Below are 18,178 nucleotides of genomic sequence, written 5' to 3'. Positions count from 1 at the left end.
AGGCAAGTCGAAGTGGCAGACGTGGTGCTGACCGGGGTGCAGAAGTCCTATGGCGAGACGCCGGTGCTGCGCGACATCGACCTCGAGGTCCGTGACGGCGAGTTCATGGTGTTCGTGGGCCCGTCGGGCTGCGGCAAGTCCACGCTGCTGCGCACCATCGCGGGGCTGGAGGACATCACCGGCGGCACGCTGACGATCGGCGGGCGCGTCGTCAACGACGTGCCGCCGGCCGAGCGCGGCATCGCGATGGTGTTCCAGAGCTACGCGCTGTACCCCCACATGGACCTGTACGAGAACATGGCCTTCGGTCTGAAGCTCGCCAAGGTGCCCAAGGCCGAGATCGACGCGGCGGTGCAGCAGGCCGCGAAGATCCTGCACATCGACCACCTGCTCGAACGCAAGCCGAAGGACCTGTCCGGCGGCCAGCGCCAGCGCGTGGCCATCGGCCGTGCCATCGTGCGCAAGCCCGAGGTGTTCCTGTTCGACGAGCCGCTGTCCAACCTGGACGCCGCGCTGCGCGTGAAGATGCGCTACGAGTTCGCGAAGCTGCACGAGGAACTCCGGACGACAATGATCTACGTCACCCACGACCAGGTCGAGGCGATGACGCTGGCCGACCGGATCGTGGTGCTGTCGGCCGGCCGCGTCGAGCAGGTGGGCTCGCCGCTGGAGCTGTACGAGCATCCGGCCAACCTGTTCGTGGCCGGCTTCATCGGCAGCCCGAAGATGAATTTCATGCCGGCCACGGTCACCGCCGCAAGCAAGAGCGAGGCCACCGTTCGGCTCGAAGGCGGTGCGATCGTGCGCTGCCTTGTCGACGGCGCGGGCCTGAAGGTCGGCGACGCGGTCACCTTCGGCGTGCGGCCGGAGCACCTGGAAGTGCCGGCGCCCGGCGCCGCCGCCGACAACGCCCTGCCCGGCCGCGTCACCTTCGTCGAGACGCTCGGCTCGGCCACCGTGGCCTATTGCGACCTGCCCGGTCTGGCCGAGCCGCTGACCTGCGAGCTGGACGGCCGCGTGCGCCCGGCCATCGGCAGCACGCTCACCCTGTCCGTGCCGGCGGAGTGCACCTACCTGTTCGACAGCGGCGGCCGGGCGCTGCGCCGCCTCGCGCCCGGGCAGGTCGAACCGCGCGCGGCATGACCCGCCCGACCTTGAGACGCGCGGCGGCCGCCGTGGCCGTGCTGATGCTGGGCGCCCTGGCGCTGCCGGCGGCGGGCGCGCCGCCGCCGCGACTGCTGGTGTGGATCAACGGCGACAAGGGCTACAACGGGCTGCAGAAGGTGGGCGACGCCTTCGAGCGCGATACCGGCGTCAAGGTGGTGGTGCAGCACCCCGAGGGCGCGCCCGACAAGTTCCAGGCCGCGGCCGGCGCCGGCAAGGGCCCGGACATCTTCTGCTGGCCGCACGACCGCGTCGGCGAGTGGGCCAAGTCGGGCCTGATCGTGTCGGTGCGCCCACCGCGCCGCGTGCGCGACGAGATCGAGGAATCGACCTGGCGTGCGTTCACCTGGAACGGCCAGATCTGGGGCTACCCGCTGTCGATCGAGGCCATCGGCCTGATCTACAACAAGGCGCTGGTGAAAACGCCGCCGGCCACCTTCGACGAGGTGATCGCGCTCGACAAGACGCTCGCGCCGCAGGGCAAGCGCGCCATCCTGTGGGTGCACAGCCAGACTTTCTTCACCTGGCCGATGCTGGCCGGCGCCGGGGGCACGGTGTTCGGCCGCGACGCGCAGGGCGGGCACGACCCGAAGGTCACCGGCGTCAACAACGAGGGCGCGCTGGCTGGCGCACGCATGCTCGAGCGCCTGGTCAAGGACGGCCACATGCCCTCGGGCGCGCGCTACCCGGACATGGAGTCGCAGTTCGCCGCCGGCAAGACCGCGATGATGATCAACGGCCCCTGGGCCTGGGACAACGCACGCAAGGCGAAGATTGACTTCGGCGTGGCGCCGATCCCGGCGGTGGTGCCGGGCAAGCCGAGCAAGCCCTTCGTCGGCGTGCTCGGTTGCATGATCACCGCGCCCAGCAAGCAGAAGGACATCGCGCGCGAGTTCATCGAGAACCACCTGCTCAAGGTGGAAAGCCTCAAGACCATCTCGGCCGACGTGGCGCTGGGCACGCCGGCCAACAAGGCCTACTACCAGGAGCTGGCCGGCGACCCGCTGATCGCCGCGACGATGGCCAACGCGCGTGCCGGCGAGCCGATCCCCAACATCCCCGAGATGGGCCGCGTGTGGCCGGCGCTGGACGCCGCGCTGGAGGCCATCACCCAGGGCCGCCAGTCGCCCAAGGCGGCGCTCGACGGCGCTGCGGCGCGGGTGCTGACCCGATGAGCGCGCCTGCCCGATCCCCGCTGGCCTGGGGCCTGACCGCGGCCGCCACGCTGGCGCTGCTGTGGCTGGTGTTCAGCCTGTTCACGGCCGGCCAGCCGCTGGTGGGCCTGGGGGCGCTGGTGTTCGGCGGCTGCGCGCTGGTGGTCTACGGCAGCGCGCGCTCGCTGGCCTGGCGCTACCTGTTCCCGGGCGTGGCGGGCATGGTGCTGTTCGTGGCCTTCCCGCTGCTGTACACGGTGCAGATCGGCTTCACCAACTACTCGTCGGCGCACCTGCTGGACCAGGACCGCGCGCGCGACTACCTGCTGGCGCAGACCACGGTGGACGAGGACCACGCCTTCGACACCACGCTGCATGCGCAGGGCAGCGGGCACCGTCTCGTGCTGGTGTCGCGCAGCGGCGGGCAGCGCTACGCCACGCCGGTGCTCGACCTGACGCGCGCGCCGACCGCGCCACTGACGCTGGCGCCGCTGGACGCCGACGCCGGCCCGGCGCTGCCGCTGCGCGAGGTGATCGCGCGCCGCGACGCGCTGCGCGCGCTGCAGGTGACCGCGCCCGACGGCCGGCTGCTGTCCTATGCCGGGCTGCGCGAGTTCGCGCCGCTGGCGCCGGTGTGGCGTGCCAACGCCGACGGCTCGCTGACCCAGACGGCCACCGGCGCGGTGTACCGGCCCGACCTGCGCGCGGGCTACTTCCAGACCGACGCCGGCGAGCGCATCACGCCGGGCTTCAAGGTGAGCATCGGCCTGGCGAACTACAGCCGCATGCTGCTGGACCCCGACTTCCGCGGGCCCTTCGTGTCGATCTTCATCTGGACCGTGGCCTTCGCCGGCCTGACCGTGCTGTTCGCCGGCGGCCTGGGCATGGCGCTGGCGGTGCTGCTGAACTGGGAGGCACTGCCGCACCGCACGCTGTACCGCACGCTGCTGTTCCTGCCCTATGCGGTGCCGGGCTTCATCTCGATCCTGGTGTTCAAGGGCCTGTTCAACCAGAACTTCGGCGAGATCAACGCCATCCTGCACGGGCTGTTCGGCATCCGGCCGGCGTGGTTCGCCGACCCGCTGCTGGCCAAGGCGATGCTGCTGATCGTCAACACCTGGCTCGGCTTCCCGTACTTCATGATCCTGTGCGCGGGGCTGATCAAGTCGATCCCGGCCGACCTGTACGAGGCCTCGGCGCTGGCCGGCGCCAAGCCGCTCGACAATTTCCTGAAGATCACCGCGCCGCTGATCCTCAAGCCGCTGACGCCGCTGCTGATCAGCGCGTTCGCGTTCAACTTCAACAACTTCGTGCTGATCGCGCTGCTGACCGACGGCCGGCCTGACTTCCTGAACACCAAGCTGCCGGCCGGCACCACCGACATCCTGGTCAGCTACACCTACCGCATCGCGTTCACCGACGCGGGGCAGAACTTCGGCCTGGCCGCCGCCATCTCCACCATCATCTTCGCGATGGTGGCGCTGATGGCGCTGCTGCAGCTCAAGGCCACGCAGAAGGGGAACGCCTGATGGCCCTGGTCACCGGCAAGCGCCAGCGCTGGCGCGTGGTTGCGGCGCAGGTCTTCCTGTGGGCGCTGATCGCGATCACGCTGTTTCCGCTGCTGGCCGTCATCAGCATCTCGCTGCGGCCAGGCAACTTCGCCACCGGCTCGCTGATCCCCAGCGAGATCAGCTTCGAGCACTGGCAGCTCGCGCTGGGGATCCCGGTGCGCCACCCGGACGGCAGCGTGACGCCGCCGCCCTTCCCGGTGCTGCTGTGGCTGTGGAACTCGGTCAAGGTGGCGGCAATCTCGGCCTTCCTGATCGTGGCCATCTCCACCACGGCGGCCTATGCGTTCGCGCGGCTGCGCTTCACCGGCAAGCGCGCGATCCTGAACACGATGCTGGTGCTGCAGGTGTTCCCGGTGGCGGTGGCGCTGGTGGCCATCTACGCCATCTTCGACGGCATCGGCAACCACCTGCCCTGGCTCGGCGTCGAGACGCACGCCGGCCTGATCGTGGCCTACCTCGGCGGCGTGGCCACCCACGTGTGGACCATCAAGGGCTACTTCGACACCATCCCGCCCGAGATCGAGGAGAACGCCAAGGTCGACGGCGCCACGCACTGGCAGGCGTTCCGGCTGGTGCTGCTGCCGATGGCGGTGCCGATCCTCGTGGTGGTGTTCGTGCTGGCCTTCATCGGCGTGATCATCGAGTACCCGGTGGCGTCGGTGCTGCTGCGCGAGGAACCCAACCTCACGCTCGCGGTGGGCAGCAAGTTCTTCCTCTACGACCAGCGCTACCTGTGGGGCGACTTCGCCGCCGCCGCCGTGCTGTCCGGCCTGCCGATCACGCTGGTGTTCCTGGCCGCGCAGCGCTGGATCGTCTCCGGCCTCACGGCCGGCGGCGTCAAGGGATGAGCGGCAACCCGTTCGACGACGCCCTGGCGGGCATCTTCGAGCGGCGCGAGGCCGACTGGCGCCACGGCGCGGTGGTCTACCAGGTGCTGGTGGACCGTTTCGCGCCGCCGGCCGACCTGCAGGCCAAGCGCGCGCTGTACCCGGCGCCCAAGGTGCTGCGGCGCTGGGACGAGCTGCCGCGGCAAGGGGCGTACCTCGACGCGCACCGGGTCTGGAGCCACGAGATCGAGTTCTGGGGCGGCGACCTCGCCAGCACCCGCGGACGGCTCGACCATGTGCAGCAGCTCGGCGCGGACGTGCTGTACCTCAACCCGATCCACGGCGCCTACACCAACCACAAGTACGACGCGCTCGACTACGAGGCCGTGAGCCCCGAGTTCGGCAGCCGCGACGACGTCGCCGCGCTGGCCGCGGACCTGCACCGCCGCGGCATGAAGCTCGTGCTCGACGGCGTGTTCAATCACATGGGGCGCAACAGCCCGCGCTTTCGCAGCGCCGAGTCCGACCCGGACAGTCCCTGGCGCGACTGGTTCGTCTTCGGCCCGCAGTACCCGGGCGGTGCGCGCGCCTGGTGGCAGGCGCAGAACCTGCCCGAGCTGAACCTGGAGAACCCCGCGGTGCGCGCGCACGTGTACGCCGGTCGCGACTCGGTGGTGCGGCGCTGGCTGCGCGAGGGCGTGGACGGCTGGCGCCTCGACGTCGCGGTGGACATCGGCTTCGACTTCCTCGCCGAGCTGACGCACCACGCCCACGAGGAGAAGCCCGGCTCGCTGGTGATCGGCGAGATCGCCAGCTACGCCAGGGAGTGGTTCCCGTCGGTCGACGGCGTGATGCACTTCACCTGGCGCCAGGTGCTGCTGCGGCTGGCCGACGGGCAGCTGCCGGTGGCCACCGCGCAGCGCATGATGGAGCGGCTGGTCGGCGAGGCCGGCTACGAACACCTGCTCAAGAGCTGGGTCTACCTCGAGAACCACGACACGCCGCGGCTGGCCACGGCGCTGCCCGACGAGCGCCGGCGCCGCCTGGCGCAGGTGCTGATGTTCACGCTGCCCGGCAGCCCCAACCTGTACTACGGCGGCGAGGTGGACATGCCCGGCGGCGACGACCCCGAGATGCGCGCGCCGATGCGCTGGGACCTCGTCGACGCCGGCCACCCCGCACTGGACTGGACACGCCGGCTGGTGGCGCTGCGCCGCACGCACCGCGCCTTGCGCGTGGGCGACTTCCGCCCGGTCACCGCCAGCCGCCTGTTCGCCTTCGAGCGCCATACCGACCGCGTGGCCGACACCGTGGTGGTGCTGGCCAACCCGTCGGACGAGGCCGTGACCGAGACCGTGCTGGTGGGCAATTCCAAGCTGATGAACGCCTTCCGCATGGTCGACCTGCTGCCCTGCGAGGCGCCCCCGGTGACCATCGCCAGCGCCCTGCTCGACGTGACGGTGCCGGCGCGGTCGGTGCGGCTGCTGGCGCCGGATACGGCGCCCGAGGGCGGCTACAGCTCGTACAAGCGGGTGCGGTGATGCGGCGCGCAGCGGCCCTCCTGCTGCTGGCGGCGGCCTGGGCCGCGGCCGGTGCCGCCCGCGCGCAGGCCCCGGCGCCAGCCTCCACGCCGGTGTGCCGGCCGGACCCGCTCGACGGCCGCGCGCTGTACCTGCGCGGCACCTTCAACGGCTGGACGGCGGCCGACGCGCAGCGCCTGCGCTGGGCCTGCGACCGCTTCGTGCTGGTCACGGCGCTGGCGGGCGAGCACAGCTTCAAGGTCGGCGACGAGGGCTGGAGCGCCGACGCCGACTTCGGCCTGGACCCGCAGCCGACGTCCGCGCCGGCGACGGCCGCGCCGCAGCGCCTGGTGCTGCGCGGCCGCGACATCCGCCACCGCTTCGCCGCGGGCAGCACGCAACGCATCACGCTGACCATGACCGACCCCCGCCAGCCGCAGCTCGCCATCGAGGCCTGCCCCGCCGACGCCGCACCGCTGGGCGCCACCACGCTGTACCTGCGCGGCACGATGAACAACTGGGGCGCACTCGACGACTACGCGTTGCGCTTCAGCTGCGACGCCTACTACCTGAACGTCACGCTCAGCGGCCGTCACGAGTTCAAGATCGCCGACAGCGCCTGGAAGGACGCCACGAACTTCGGCGCCGGCAGCGGCGCCTACCTGCGCGAGGGCGGGCCCGCGATCGCGCACGTGTTCGCCGGCGAGCACACGCTGCGCCTGGCCTGGGCCGGCGGCCGGCCGGAGCTGTCGATCGGGCCGCGCACCTTCGCCGACCCGACGCCGCGCGCGGTGGCCGACCCGGTGGCGCGCAGCCTCGCGTTCGACTCGCGCTCGGCCTCGCACAAGCGGCCCTTCGGCGCGGTGCCGGCGGGCACCACGGTCGACTTCGCGCTGGACGCCGCGCCGGGCGTGGCGCGCATGACGCTGGTGGTGGAGCGGCGCCGACTCGAGGGCAACCAGGAGGTGCTGGAGTACCGCGAGCTGGCGCGCGTGCCGATGCAGCGCGCGCCCGTGCCGGGCGCGGCGCCGGGCCGCGAGCGCTGGTCCGCGTCGCACCGCTTCGCCGACGTGGCGGTGCACGGCTACTGGTTCGAGGCCGAGCTGGCCGACGGACGCCGCTTCGCCTACCAGAACAACCGCCAGCCGCTGCACTGGACGCGCGAGAAGGGCACCGGCGGACGCGGCGAGGTGGAGCCCCTGCCGGCCAGCGCCGCGGCCATGGGCTCGATCCGGCGCTTCCGCCAGACCGTGCATGCGCCCGACTTCAAGGTGCCGGACTGGGCGCCCGACATCGTCTACTACTACGTCTTTCCCGAGCGCTTCCGCAACGGCGATCCGTCCAACGATCCGAAGCCCGGACGCGATCGCTACCAGAACCACGGCGTCGAGCGCCATGCCACGTGGACCGAGCGGCCCTTCCGCCCCGGCAGCGGCGACGGCTCGGACGGCGTGCACAACAACGACTTCTTCGGCGGCGACCTCGCCGGCCTGATCGACAAGCTCGACTACATCCGCGACCTCGGCGCCAACACGATCTACATGACGCCGGTGTTCCAGGCCCCCAGCAACCACAAGTACGACACCGCCGACTACACCCGCATCGACCCGGCCTTCGGCAGCAACGCCGACTTCGAGCGGCTCACGCGCGAGGCCACGCGGCGCGGCATCCGCGTCATCCTCGACACCAGCCTGAACCATGTCGGCAGCGACTCGATCTACTTCGACCGCTTCAGCAACCACCGCACGGGCGGCGCCTTCGAGGGCGGGCGTATCAACGCGGCGTCGCGCTGGGCCGGCTGGTTCCGCTTCGACGCCACGCAGCGCGACCCGGACCGGCAGTACCGCGGCTGGGTCGGCGTGAACGACCTGCCCGAGCTGGACAAGTCCAGCCCCGAGTTCCGCCGCTTCGCCTACCGCGACCGCGACTCGGTGATGAAGCAGTGGCTCGACCGCGGCGCCGCCGGCTGGCGCATGGACGTGGCGCCCTGGGTACCCGATGACTTCTGGCGCGAGTGGCGCGCCGAGGTCAAGCGCCACCGCCCGGACGCGCTGACCGTGGCCGAGACCTGGTTCGACTCGAGCAAGTACTTCCTCGGCGACATGTTCGACTCGACGATGAACTACATCTTCCGCAACGCGGTGCTCGAGTACGCGGGCGGCGGCAGCGCGGCCGACCTCGTGTCGCAGCTGGAGGCGGTGCGCGAGGCGTATCCGCCGCAGGCCTTCCATGCATTGATGAACCTGCTGTCGTCGCACGACGCGGCGCGCGCGCTGCACCAGTTCGGCTGGCACGACGACACGCGCGACGCGGCCGTGATCGCGCGCGCGCGGCAGCGCCTGCTGCTGGCGATGTTCATCCAGATGACCTACCCCGGCGCGCCGACCGTCTACTACGGCGACGAGGTCGGCGTGACCGGCGGCGACGACCCGTTCAACCGCGCCCCCTACCCGTGGGCCGACCAGGGCGGCCAACCCGACCTCGCGCTGCTGGCGCAGGTCAAGCGCCTGGTGAAGATGCGCCACGACCACGCGCTGCTGCGGCGCGGCGAACTGCTCGCGCCGCTGCTCGTGGACGGGACGGTCGTGGTGTTCGCGCGCCGCCTGGGCACGCAGTGGGCGCTGGTGGCCCACCACAGCGGCGACACGCCGCGGCGCATCACCGTGGACCTGCCGGCCGGGTGGTCCGCCCCCGCGCTGCGCGACGCGCTGTCCGGCGGCGCGGTGCCGGTGGACGGCGGCCGGGTCGGCTTCGAGCTGGCGCCGGTGTCGGGGCGGGTGCTGCTCAGCCCTTGACGCCGGCCGCGGCCCCGCGCGGCGTCAGGTCAGCGGCGGGCCGCGCAATGCTGCGCGATGAACTCGGCATGGCCGGGCATCACGTCGGCGCACTTGGCGATCACGCCGCGCACGCTCTCCAGGTACTCGTGCGTCTCGCGCTCGTCGATCAGGTCGGCCAGCGGGTGGTAGCCCTGGGCGCGCAGCCCCTGCCCGTGCATCACCTGCAGCCACGCCACCTCGGAGAACAGCTCGTTGTTCTCGCGGAAGATGCGGCCGTGGGTGCGGTACAGGTCCATCTTGCGCGTCAGCGCCTCGGGCACCTCCATCTCGCGGCAATGGGCCCAGAACGGCGAGTCGGTGCGCTGGTTCAGGTGGTAGTGCAGGATCAGGAAGTCGCGGATGCGCTCGAACTCGAACCGCGTCTGGCGGTTGTACTCGTCGATGTCGGTCTGGCTGAAGCCCTGGCTCGGGAAGAAGCCGAGCAGGCGCGAGATCGCGGTCTGGATCAGGTGGATGCTGGTCGATTCGAGCGGCTCCATGAAGCCCGAGGCCAGGCCCATGGCCACCACGTTGCGGTTCCAGCCCAGCTTGCGCATGCCGGTCGTGAACCGCAGCGGCCGCGGGTCGGCCAGCGGCCGGCCGTCGAGGTTGGCCATCAGCACCGCGGTCGCCTCGTCGTCGCTGAGGTAGCGGCTGCAGTAGACGTGGCCGTTGCCGATGCGGTGCTGCAGCGGGATGCGCCACTGCCAGCCCGCCTGGCGCGCGGTCGAGCGGGTGTAGGGCAGCAGCACCGGCGCGCTCTCGCACGGCACAGCGACCGCGCGGTCGCAGGGCAGCCAGTGCGACCAGTCCTCGTAGCCGGTGCGCAGCGTCTGCTCGATCAGCAGGCCGCGGAAGCCCGAGCAGTCGATGAACAGCTGGCCCTCGACGCGGCGCCCGTCCTCCATCACCAGGGCCTGCACGTGGCCGTCGCCCTCGCGCTGCTCGACGCGCGCGATGCGGCCCTCGATGCGTTCCACGCCACGCGCCTGGGCGTAGCGGCTCAGGTACTTCGAGTAGAGGCTGGCGTCGAAGTGGAAGGCATAGGCGATCTCCGACAGCGGCGAGTTCGGCATGTCCGTGGCCGGACGCATGAACTTGTTGCGGTAGGCCGCCACGCGCGCGATCGCGTAGTCGCCCAGGTCGGCCGCCTTGCCGGCCTGGTACATCTTCTGCCAGTACTGGTCAAAGGTGATCGTCCACAGGTCCTGGCCGAAGCGGCCGAAGCCGTGCATGTAGCGGTCGCCCGGCCGACCCCAGTTCACGAACTCGATGCCGAGCTTGAACGTGCCCTGGGTCTCGCGCAGGAACTCGTTCTCGTCGATCTCCAGCACCTGGTTGAAGCGCTGGATCATCGGGATCGTGGCTTCGCCCACGCCCACGATGCCGATCTCGTCGGACTCGACGAGCCGGATCTTCACCTTGCCGCGCAGCACCTTGGCCAGCGCGGCGGCAGCCATCCAGCCGGCCGTGCCGCCGCCGGCGATGACGAGGCTGTCGATGAGTCGGTTGTCCATCTTGCGCTTCAAAAGTGAAAGAGCCCTGCGGCCAGAGGCCGGCAGGGCTCGTAGGCTACCAGCCCGGGACTCAGAGCTTGTAGTTCAGACCGAACAGGTAGGTCCTGCCGTACTTGGTGTTCTCGATCTGGTTGCTCGGCGTGTCGCGGTAGCGGATGAACGGCGCGTCGTTGGCGTTGCTCACCTGGAACAGCAGCGACAGGCCGCGCGCGGGGCCGCTCTGGAACTCGTAGCCGATCTGGTAGTCGACCACGCGCTCGGCCTTCACGTAGGTCACGCTGCGGTCACCGAAGATGTTGGTCACGTCTCCGATGAAGTCCGAACGCGAGCGCTGCGCGATCCGCGCCGAGAAGCCCCGCTTCTCGAAGTAGGCGCCGAACGAGTAGACCTCCTTCGACAGGCCCGGCAGCGGGATGTTGGGCGTGGTGATCTCGTTGTTGCTGTTGAAGCCGCTGGTGGGCAGAGACACCGAGCTGTCGGTGTTGGCGTAGTTGCCGAACACGCCGAAGCCGTCGAGCGACTTGTGCAGCATGTTCAGCGGGAACGACGCCGCCACCTCGAGGCCGGTGACCGAGCCGCCCTTACCGTTGAGCGGCTGCTTGAGCAGGCCCAGCGTCGAGCCGGCGAACGGGCCGGCGGCCGGCAGCGGCGTCACGCCGGGCGTGACCAGCGGAGCGAAGTCGAACGGCTGCTCCACCTCGACGATGTAGCTGGTCAGGTGCTTGTGGAAGAACGCCGCGCTGAAGTAGGCCTTGGAGCCGAAGTACTTCTCGTAGGAGATGTCCACCGCGTTGGCGCGATAGGGCTTGAGTTCGGGATTGCCCGCGCCGCCCTTGAGGATCGCGATGCCCGAGGCGGTGTCGACGCCGAAGCCGAAGCTCGCGCGCATGTCGTTGAGCTTGGCGCGCGCCAGCACGCGGGCCAGGCCGAAACGCAGCGTCTGGTCGCCGCCCAGGTCGAACGCGAAGTTCGCGCTCGGCAGCACGTCGGAGTAGGTCGTGCCGCCCTTGACTTCGGTGGCCGAGCAGACATCGGCCGGGCACGGGGCGCCGTCGATGTTGAAGGCCGTCGAGCTCTGGTCGGTATGCACCAGCTGCACGCCGATGTTGCCGCGCACCGGCAGGGCACCGATCTTGGAGTCGATGTCCCACTTGGTGTAGGCCGTGGTCACCTTCTCGGCGACGCGCCAGTCCTTGTTGGCGATGTCGCGCACGAACTTGGGCACCACGTCGTACACCGAGCCGAGCAGCGCGCCAGGCTTCCACGACGCCACCGGGATGCCCTGGGCAACGATGGTGGTCGAGCCCGGGATCGGCGCCGACGCGAACGGGTCGATCACGGCGCCGTTGGTCAGGTTCACGCTGCCGGCGATGACGATGCGGCCTTCGGTGTAGGAGCGCTCCTTGTTGCGGTCGGTCAGGTTGATGCCGAAGTCCGCCGCCGAGAAGAAGCCGCCGTCGCCCAGGTCCTTCTTGGCCGACAGGCGCAGGCCGTTGAGCTTGTCCTCCACGAAGGGCAGCTTGGAGTAGCCCGCCTGCGGCAGCGTCACGCCACCGCCCCAGCCCTGCACGTCGGTCAGGCGCATCAGGTTGCGGTTGGTGTAGTCCAGGCCGGTGGTGTAGTTGGCGCCGCCGACATTGGTGCCGTCGAAGCCGGTCCAGCTGATCGTGTCGACCTGGCCGCCGGCATTGCCGTTGCCCGGCAGGCCGGCCGTGGACTCGACGATGCCGCCGGTGCGGGTGTTCTTCGAATGGTTCAGGTCGAGCGTGCCGGTCCAGTCCTTGCCGAACTTGAGCTGGTTCTTCCAGCCCAGCGACGTGAGCTTGTCCTCGATGAACTCCTCGTCCATCCGGATCACGCCCTTGAAGTTGTTGAACGTGCCGCTGGTGGCAATGCCGCCGGCCACGGTGGCCGTGGTGAGCGTGCCGCCCGGGTCGTAGCCACCGGCGCTGGAGAACCCGATCGGGGCCTGGAAGCCCTGCGTGGTCTTGCTCTTCTCGAACTTGCCCCAGAACAGGTCCAGCGTGCTGTTGAAGTCCTTGTTGGGACGGAACTGCAGCACGGCCATGGCGCCGTCGCGCTTGGGCTTTTCCTGGTCGATGAAGGCATTGAAGCCGCCCGGCGTGCGCACCGTCGGGCCGGCGCCATTGACCTGGCTGTCGGCCACGCCCCAGGCCTCGAAGCGCGAGGTCTGCGCGCCGCTGTCGTCGAGGCGGGCAAAGCCCAGCGCCACGCCGAGCTTGCGGTCCATGAACTGGTCCACGTAGGACAGGCTGAAGCGGTAGCCACCACCCTCTTCGGTGTTCAGGCCCACGCCGGTGCGCTGCTTGCGGTAGTTGACCGCCACCTGGCGGCCGCTCACGTCGAGCGGACGGATGGTCTGCAGGTCGATCGTGGCCGACAGGCCCTGGCCCATCAGGCTGGCGTCGGGGGTCTTGTAGACGAGCACGCCGGACAGCAGTTCCGACGGATAGGCGTCGAACTCGACGCCGCGGCTGTCACCGGTGGTGACCTGCTCGCGGCCATTGAGCGTGGTGCCGGCGAAGTCGGACGAGAAGCCGCGCGCGTTGATGCCCTGGGCACGGCCCCGGGTGCGCTGCGCCGCCAGGCCCGGCAGGCGGGCGATCGACTCGGCCACGCTGGTGTCGGGCAGCTTGCCGATGTCCTCGGCGCTGATCGCCTCGACGATGGAGTCGCTGTTCTTCTTGACGTTGATCGCGTTCTCGATGCCGCGGCGGATGCCGGTGATGACGATCGTCTCGGACGCGCCGGTGGCTGCCGGCTGCGTCGACGGTCCGGTCGTCTGGGCCGCAGCGGTGCCCATGCCCAGCAGCATGGCCGTCGCGCCGGCGGCCACCGGGCTCAGGCGGAACAGGGAACGGGTTGCACGCTCTCGGCGCGCCAGGTCGATTGATCGCTTCACCATGCTTCTCCTCGTTGTGTGGTCCGTACCAGGTCACGGGCGCAGGAACCCGAAACAGAAGGTATTTGCTGGTTTTGTACCAAAACTAGCTCTATGCGCTACATTGGGTAAACCCTGGATGTTGCGCCGGACACACCCATTCACGGGCCACGCCTCCTATGAAAACAGGCCTTTCGCACGGCTGCTACCGGCGCCATCGTCTTTCGGCCTTGGCGTGGTTTTGTAGTCAAACTACTTCGCGTCGTCAGCCCGACGTCAGCGCCGCAGCGGCCGCGGGGGCCTGGCGACCCCGATGAAGGCCCGCCTGCCCGCGGTGGCCGCACCGCTGTTCCTCGAACTGGCGCTGGGCATCGGCGTGGGCATGGTCGGCACGGCGCTGGCGGCCCGGCTGGGCGACGCGCAGGCGGCGACCTTCGCGCTGGCCCAGCACGTCGTGGGCACGCTGTTCATCCTGATGCGCATCGTCGGCGCCGGGGTCAGCGTGGTGGTGGCCCAGGCGTTGGGACGCGGCGACCGCGGCGCGGCCGACGCGGTCGCGCGGGCCGCCATGGGCGCGTCCACCTGGCTCGGCCTGGCCATTGCGCTGGCGGCCCTCGCGCTGGCCGCGCCGCTGTTGCGCGCCCTGAATACCCCGGAGGCGCTGCTGCCCGGTGCCGCGGCACTGCTGCAGTGGCTGGCGCCCGCGCTGCTGCTGGACGCCTGGAACGCGACCCAGTCGAGCGTGATGCGGGCGCACCTGCGCGGTCGCGACGTGCTGCGCGTCATTGTCGCGTTGCAGCTGCTGCAGCTCGTGCTGGCGGCGGTGCTGATGCCGAGGCTGGGGCTGGGCGGCTACGCGGTGGCGCTGCTGGCGAGCCGGGCGCTGGGGCTTGTGCTGCACCTGTGGCTGTGGCGCGAGCGTCTCGGCATCGCGCCGCGCGGCGCTTACTGGTGGCGCCTGCCCGGGCCGGAGCTGCGCGCCGTGCTGGCCATCGGCGCCCCGGGCGCGGCCGAGAACATCCTCTACCGGGTCTGCTTCACCGTCAGCATCGCCGTGGCCGCCGGGTTCGGCGCGCCGTCGCTGGCCGCCCATGCCTACGCCTCGCAGGTGAACCACCTCGTGCTGCTGGCCGGCCTGGCCACCGGCCTGGCGGTGGAGATCGTGCTCGGCCACCACGTCGGCGCCGGCCGGCTGCGCGAGGCCGACCGCGTGGTGCGGCGCGCGCTGGCCGTCGGGCTGGCGGTGTCGCTGGCGGCAGCGCTGGCCGCCGCCGTCGCCGGTCCGGCGCTGCTGGGCCTGTTCACGCAGGACCGGGCGATCGTGTCGGCCGCCACGGCACTGCTGTGGTGGAGCGTGGTGCTCGAGCCCGGGCGCACCTTCAACCTCGTGCTCGTCAACGCGCTGCGCGCCGCCGGCGACGCGCGCTTTCCTGCCGGGGCCGGAGCGGTATCGATGACACTCGTGCTGGCCGGCGGCAGCTGGTGGCTCGGGGCGCACCTCGGGCTCGGCCTGGCCGGCCTGTGGATCGCCTATGCCGCCGACGAGTGGCTGCGCGGCCTGGCGATGTGGTGGCGCTGGCGCAGCCTGCGCTGGGTGCCGCAGGCCCGCGCCGCCCACCGTCGCCTGCGCGCGCTGGCCGCCTGAAACCGTGGCGTAACGCAGCTACAGGCCATGCTCACGCCGTCCAGAGCCCCATGGATGCTCGGTTGCCACGCAAACCGGGGCTCTGATAGAGTGACTTCGTAATCAAACTACACGACCAGTTCGGAACATCGGTGGGCGGGCATCAGACAGGGTTTCCCAGGCTCCTGGGCGACGTGGGGGGCACCAACGCGCGCTGGGCGTGGCAGGCGGCGCCGGGCGCAGCCCTGACCCAGGTGAACAGCCTCTCCGCCGCCGACTTCGCCTCGATCGCGGACTGCATCGAGGCCTACCTGCGCCAGCACGGCCTGCCCCGGCCCGAGCATGTGGCGTTCGGCATCGCCACCGCGGTGACGGGCGACGAGGTGCGGATGACCAACCACCACTGGTCGTTCTCGATCGACGGCCTGCGCCGCGCCCTCGGCGCGACCCAGGTGCGGGTGCTGAACGACTTCGAGGCTCTGGCCCACGCGGTGCCCGGCCTCGGCGCCGGCGAGCGCTGCGCCATCGGCGGCGGCCAGGCGGCCCCCGGCGCGGGGCTGGCCGTGATCGGCCCTGGCACCGGGCTGGGCGTGTCCGGCCTGGTGTCCGACGGCCGCGACGGCTGGCGCGTGATCGTCGGCGAAGGCGGCCATGTCACGCTGCCGGCGGCCACCGCGCGGGAGGCCTCGCTGCTGGCCGTGCTGCGCGAGCGCTTCGGCCATGTCTCGGCCGAGCGCGCGCTGTCCGGGCCCGGCCTGGTGAACCTGTACGAGGCCGCCTGCGTGCTCGACGGCGAGTCCGCCGACCCGTTGGAGCCGGCCCAGGTGATGGCGCGCGCCTTCGGCGACGACGGCGCACCGCAGGACGCGCGCTGCACCGAGGCGGTGACGCACTTCGCCGCCCTGCTCGGCAACGTGGCGGGCAACCTCGCGCTGACCCTGGGCGCGCGCGGCGGCGTCTACATCGGCGGCGGCATCGTGCCGCGCCTGGGCAAGCGGTTCGCCCAGTTGCCTTTCCGGTCTCGCTTCGAGGACAAGGGACGTTTCCGCAGCTATCTCGAGGCGATCCCGACCTGGGTCATCACGGCCGAGTCGCCGGCGCTGCTGGGCGCCGCGCGGGCCCTGGACGCGCGGTGAGCCTCGCCGCCGGCAACCGCTTCGACAGCCCGCGGCTGCTGGCGGACATCGGCGGCACCTACGCCCGCTTCACGCTGGAAACCGCGCCCGGCCGCTTCGAGCTCGCGGCCACCCTGCGCTGTGCCGACCATGCCGACTTCCACGCGGCCGTGCGCAGCTATCTCGCCACGCTGCCGCCCGGGCACATCCAGCATGCGGCGGTGGCGATCGCCAATCCGGTCGAGGGCGACGACGTCCGGATGACCAACTACCACTGGCAGTTCTCGATCGAGGCCATGCGCGAGAAGCTGGCCTTCGACACGCTGGTGGTGGTCAACGACTTCACCGCGCTGGCAATGGCGCTGCCGCGGCTGGCCTCGGGCGACCGGCGCCAGGTCGGCGGCGGCCAGGCCCGCGAGCGCAGCGTGATCGGCATCCTGGGCTCGGGCTCGGGCCTGGGCGTGTCGGGCCTGATCCCCGCCGACGACGGCTTCATCGCGCTGGGCACCGAGGGTGGCCACACCAGCTTCGCGCCGCGCGACGAACGCGAGCTGGCGATCCTGCACCACGCCTGGAAGGTGCTGCCCCGGCGCAGCGCCGGCACCGGCACCGGCCCGCACAGCCACGTCAGCTTCGAGCGCCTGCTGTCGGGGCCGGGGCTGGAGCTGATCTACCGTGCGCTGGCCGAGCGGGCCGGCGCGCGCGTGGCCGAGGGCCTGTCGGCGCCGGAGATCACGCGCCGCGCCCTGGCCGGCAGCGATCCGGTGTGCGTGGAGACGCTCGACGCGTTCTGCGCCATGCTCGGCACCGCCGCGGGCAATCTCGCGGTGACGCTGGGCGCGCTGGGCGGCATCTACATCGGCGGCGGCATCGTGCCGCGCCTGGGCAGCTACTTCGAGCGTTCCAGCTTCCGCCAGCGCTTCGAGGACAAGGGCCGCTTCTCGGAGTACCTGGCGCAGATCCCCACCTGGGTGATCACGGCCGAGAACGCCACCTTCCACGGCGTGTCCGCGATCCTGGCGGCGCAACTGCGCAACCTGACGGGCGCCACCGCCTCGGCGATCCTCGGGCAGATCCAGCGCGTGCGGCCGAACCTGTCGCCGGCCGAGCGCCGCGTGGCCGACCACGTGCTGGCGCACCCGCGCTCGGTGCTCAACGACCCGGTGGCCGAGATCGCGCGCGCGTCGCAGGTCAGCCAGCCCACGGTGATCCGCTTCTGCCGCTCCCTCGGCTGCGAGGGCCTGTCGGACTTCAAGCTGCGCCTGGCCTCGGGCCTGACCGGCACCGTGCCGGTGACCCACACCCAGGTCACGCGCGACGACTCGGTGCTGGAACTCGGCACCAAGGTGCTGGGCAACACCGCCAGTTCGATCCTGCAGGTGCGCGACCACCTCAACCGCGACAGCATCGACCGCGCCATCGCGCTGGTCAGCGCGGCGCGGCGCGTGGACTGCTTCGCGGTCGGCTACTACGGCGCCATCGCGCAGGACGCGCAGTACAAGTTCCTGCGCCTGGGCATGCCGTCGGGCGTGTTCGTCGACCCGCGCGTGCAGGCGCTGGCCGCGCAGGTGCTGGGCCCGGGCGACGTGGCCTTCATCATCAGCAGCAGCGGCCGCCGCGACGAGCTGCTGGCGGTGGCCGACGCGGCCCGCGAACGCGGCGCCTCGGTGGTGGCCATCACCGCCAGCCAGACGCCGCTGGCGCGCAAGGCCGACGTGGCCCTGATCGTGGACCATGTCGAGGACGTCGACCTGCATCTGCCGATGGTCAGCCGCGTGCTGCACCTGCTGATGGTGGACATCGTGTCGGTGGGCGTGGCGATGCAGCGCCAGGCGCCGATCTCGGCACCGGCCGGGGGCGACTTCGACGACCCGGCACCCGAGCCGCGCGCGCGCACGGTGGCGCCGGGGGTCAGTGCGGCGGCACCGCTGTCGAAGCTGACTTCGCATAGCCATTGATCCCCCCCGT

The 18,178-nt window shown here is 71.1% G+C and carries 11 protein-coding genes; 9 read left to right on the top strand and 2 right to left on the bottom strand.

The annotated features are described in order from the left end of the window. Window positions 1-12: 12 nt before the first annotated feature. Genes AC2EAQ_RS13880 through AC2EAQ_RS13855 form a run of 6 tightly spaced genes read left to right on the top strand, consistent with a single transcriptional unit; the run spans window position 13 to window position 9,031 of the window. Window positions 13-1,143, top strand: coding sequence for an ABC transporter ATP-binding protein (locus tag AC2EAQ_RS13880; RefSeq protein WP_484644924.1), 1,131 nt, complete (start codon window positions 13-15; stop codon window positions 1,141-1,143). After that, window positions 1,140-2,339: a maltose/maltodextrin ABC transporter substrate-binding protein MalE gene (malE, locus tag AC2EAQ_RS13875; protein WP_484644923.1), complete on the top strand. Its 1,200-nt coding sequence runs from the start codon at window positions 1,140-1,142 to the stop codon at window positions 2,337-2,339. Before AC2EAQ_RS13880 ends, malE begins: the two co-directional genes overlap by 4 nt. Beyond that, window positions 2,336-3,847 carry a maltose ABC transporter permease MalF gene (malF, locus tag AC2EAQ_RS13870; protein ID WP_484644922.1) on the top strand — a complete coding sequence of 504 codons (1,512 nt, stop codon included), beginning with the start codon at window positions 2,336-2,338 and terminating at the stop codon, window positions 3,845-3,847. Before malE ends, malF begins: the two co-directional genes overlap by 4 nt. Then, a complete protein-coding gene (gene malG, locus AC2EAQ_RS13865; protein WP_484644921.1) occupies window positions 3,847-4,737 on the top strand; it encodes a maltose ABC transporter permease MalG in 891 nt (296 codons plus the stop codon). The genes malF and malG overlap by 1 nt, the downstream gene beginning before the upstream one ends. Next, on the top strand, window positions 4,734-6,257 hold the full coding sequence (locus AC2EAQ_RS13860) for an alpha-amylase family glycosyl hydrolase (RefSeq protein ID WP_484644920.1): 1,524 nt from the start codon (window positions 4,734-4,736) through the stop codon (window positions 6,255-6,257). The genes malG and AC2EAQ_RS13860 overlap by 4 nt, the downstream gene beginning before the upstream one ends. Beyond that, the gene (locus AC2EAQ_RS13855) at window positions 6,257-9,031 is read left to right on the top strand and encodes a glycoside hydrolase family 13 protein (RefSeq protein ID WP_484644919.1); all 2,775 of its coding nucleotides are present in this window, start codon (window positions 6,257-6,259) and stop codon (window positions 9,029-9,031) included. Before AC2EAQ_RS13860 ends, AC2EAQ_RS13855 begins: the two co-directional genes overlap by 1 nt. Window positions 9,032-9,060: 29 nt before the next feature. Here AC2EAQ_RS13855 and AC2EAQ_RS13850 read toward each other — a convergent pair whose 3' ends face one another. Both AC2EAQ_RS13850 and AC2EAQ_RS13845 read right to left on the bottom strand, forming a co-directional pair. Further along, the gene (locus AC2EAQ_RS13850; protein ID WP_484644918.1) at window positions 9,061-10,569 is read right to left on the bottom strand and encodes a tryptophan halogenase family protein; all 1,509 of its coding nucleotides are present in this window, start codon (window positions 10,567-10,569) and stop codon (window positions 9,061-9,063) included. Between the two features lie 70 nt (window positions 10,570-10,639). Continuing rightward, on the bottom strand, window positions 10,640-13,495 hold the full coding sequence (locus AC2EAQ_RS13845; RefSeq protein WP_484644917.1) for a TonB-dependent receptor: 2,856 nt from the start codon (window positions 13,493-13,495) through the stop codon (window positions 10,640-10,642). A gap of 289 nt (window positions 13,496-13,784) precedes the next feature. On the opposite strand from AC2EAQ_RS13845, the gene AC2EAQ_RS13840 reads away from it, so the two are divergent. The 3 genes from AC2EAQ_RS13840 to AC2EAQ_RS13830 all read left to right on the top strand — a co-directional run bounded on the left by AC2EAQ_RS13840 (window position 13,785) and on the right by AC2EAQ_RS13830 (window position 18,168). After that, window positions 13,785-15,116, top strand: a complete 1,332-nt coding sequence (locus AC2EAQ_RS13840; RefSeq protein WP_484644916.1) for an MATE family efflux transporter — start codon at window positions 13,785-13,787, stop codon at window positions 15,114-15,116. Between the two features lie 173 nt (window positions 15,117-15,289). Then, window positions 15,290-16,231 carry a glucokinase gene (glk, locus tag AC2EAQ_RS13835; protein WP_484644915.1) on the top strand — a complete coding sequence of 314 codons (942 nt, stop codon included), beginning with the start codon at window positions 15,290-15,292 and terminating at the stop codon, window positions 16,229-16,231. Further along, on the top strand, window positions 16,228-18,168 hold the full coding sequence (locus AC2EAQ_RS13830) for a glucokinase (RefSeq protein ID WP_484644914.1): 1,941 nt from the start codon (window positions 16,228-16,230) through the stop codon (window positions 18,166-18,168). The genes glk and AC2EAQ_RS13830 overlap by 4 nt, the downstream gene beginning before the upstream one ends. Window positions 18,169-18,178: the final 10 nt, after the last annotated feature.

The sequence above is a fragment of the Aquabacterium sp. T101 genome, assembly GCF_057219775.1.
This window is presented reverse-complemented; position numbering and strand designations above follow the sequence as displayed.

Excerpts from the sequence above, each read along its gene's own strand:
- malG (WP_484644921.1), top strand. The coding sequence starts at position 3,847 with ATGGCCCTGGTCACCGGCAAGCGCCAGCGCTGGCGCGTGGTTGCGGCG.
- malE (WP_484644923.1), top strand. The coding sequence starts at position 1,140 with ATGACCCGCCCGACCTTGAGACGCGCGGCGGCCGCCGTGGCCGTGCTG.
- AC2EAQ_RS13860 (WP_484644920.1), top strand. The coding sequence starts at position 4,734 with ATGAGCGGCAACCCGTTCGACGACGCCCTGGCGGGCATCTTCGAGCGG.
- AC2EAQ_RS13845 (WP_484644917.1), bottom strand. The coding sequence starts at position 13,495 with ATGGTGAAGCGATCAATCGACCTGGCGCGCCGAGAGCGTGCAACCCGT.
- AC2EAQ_RS13850 (WP_484644918.1), bottom strand. The coding sequence starts at position 10,569 with ATGGACAACCGACTCATCGACAGCCTCGTCATCGCCGGCGGCGGCACG.
- AC2EAQ_RS13855 (WP_484644919.1), top strand. The coding sequence starts at position 6,257 with ATGCGGCGCGCAGCGGCCCTCCTGCTGCTGGCGGCGGCCTGGGCCGCG.
- malF (WP_484644922.1), top strand. The coding sequence starts at position 2,336 with ATGAGCGCGCCTGCCCGATCCCCGCTGGCCTGGGGCCTGACCGCGGCC.
- AC2EAQ_RS13840 (WP_484644916.1), top strand. The coding sequence starts at position 13,785 with ATGAAGGCCCGCCTGCCCGCGGTGGCCGCACCGCTGTTCCTCGAACTG.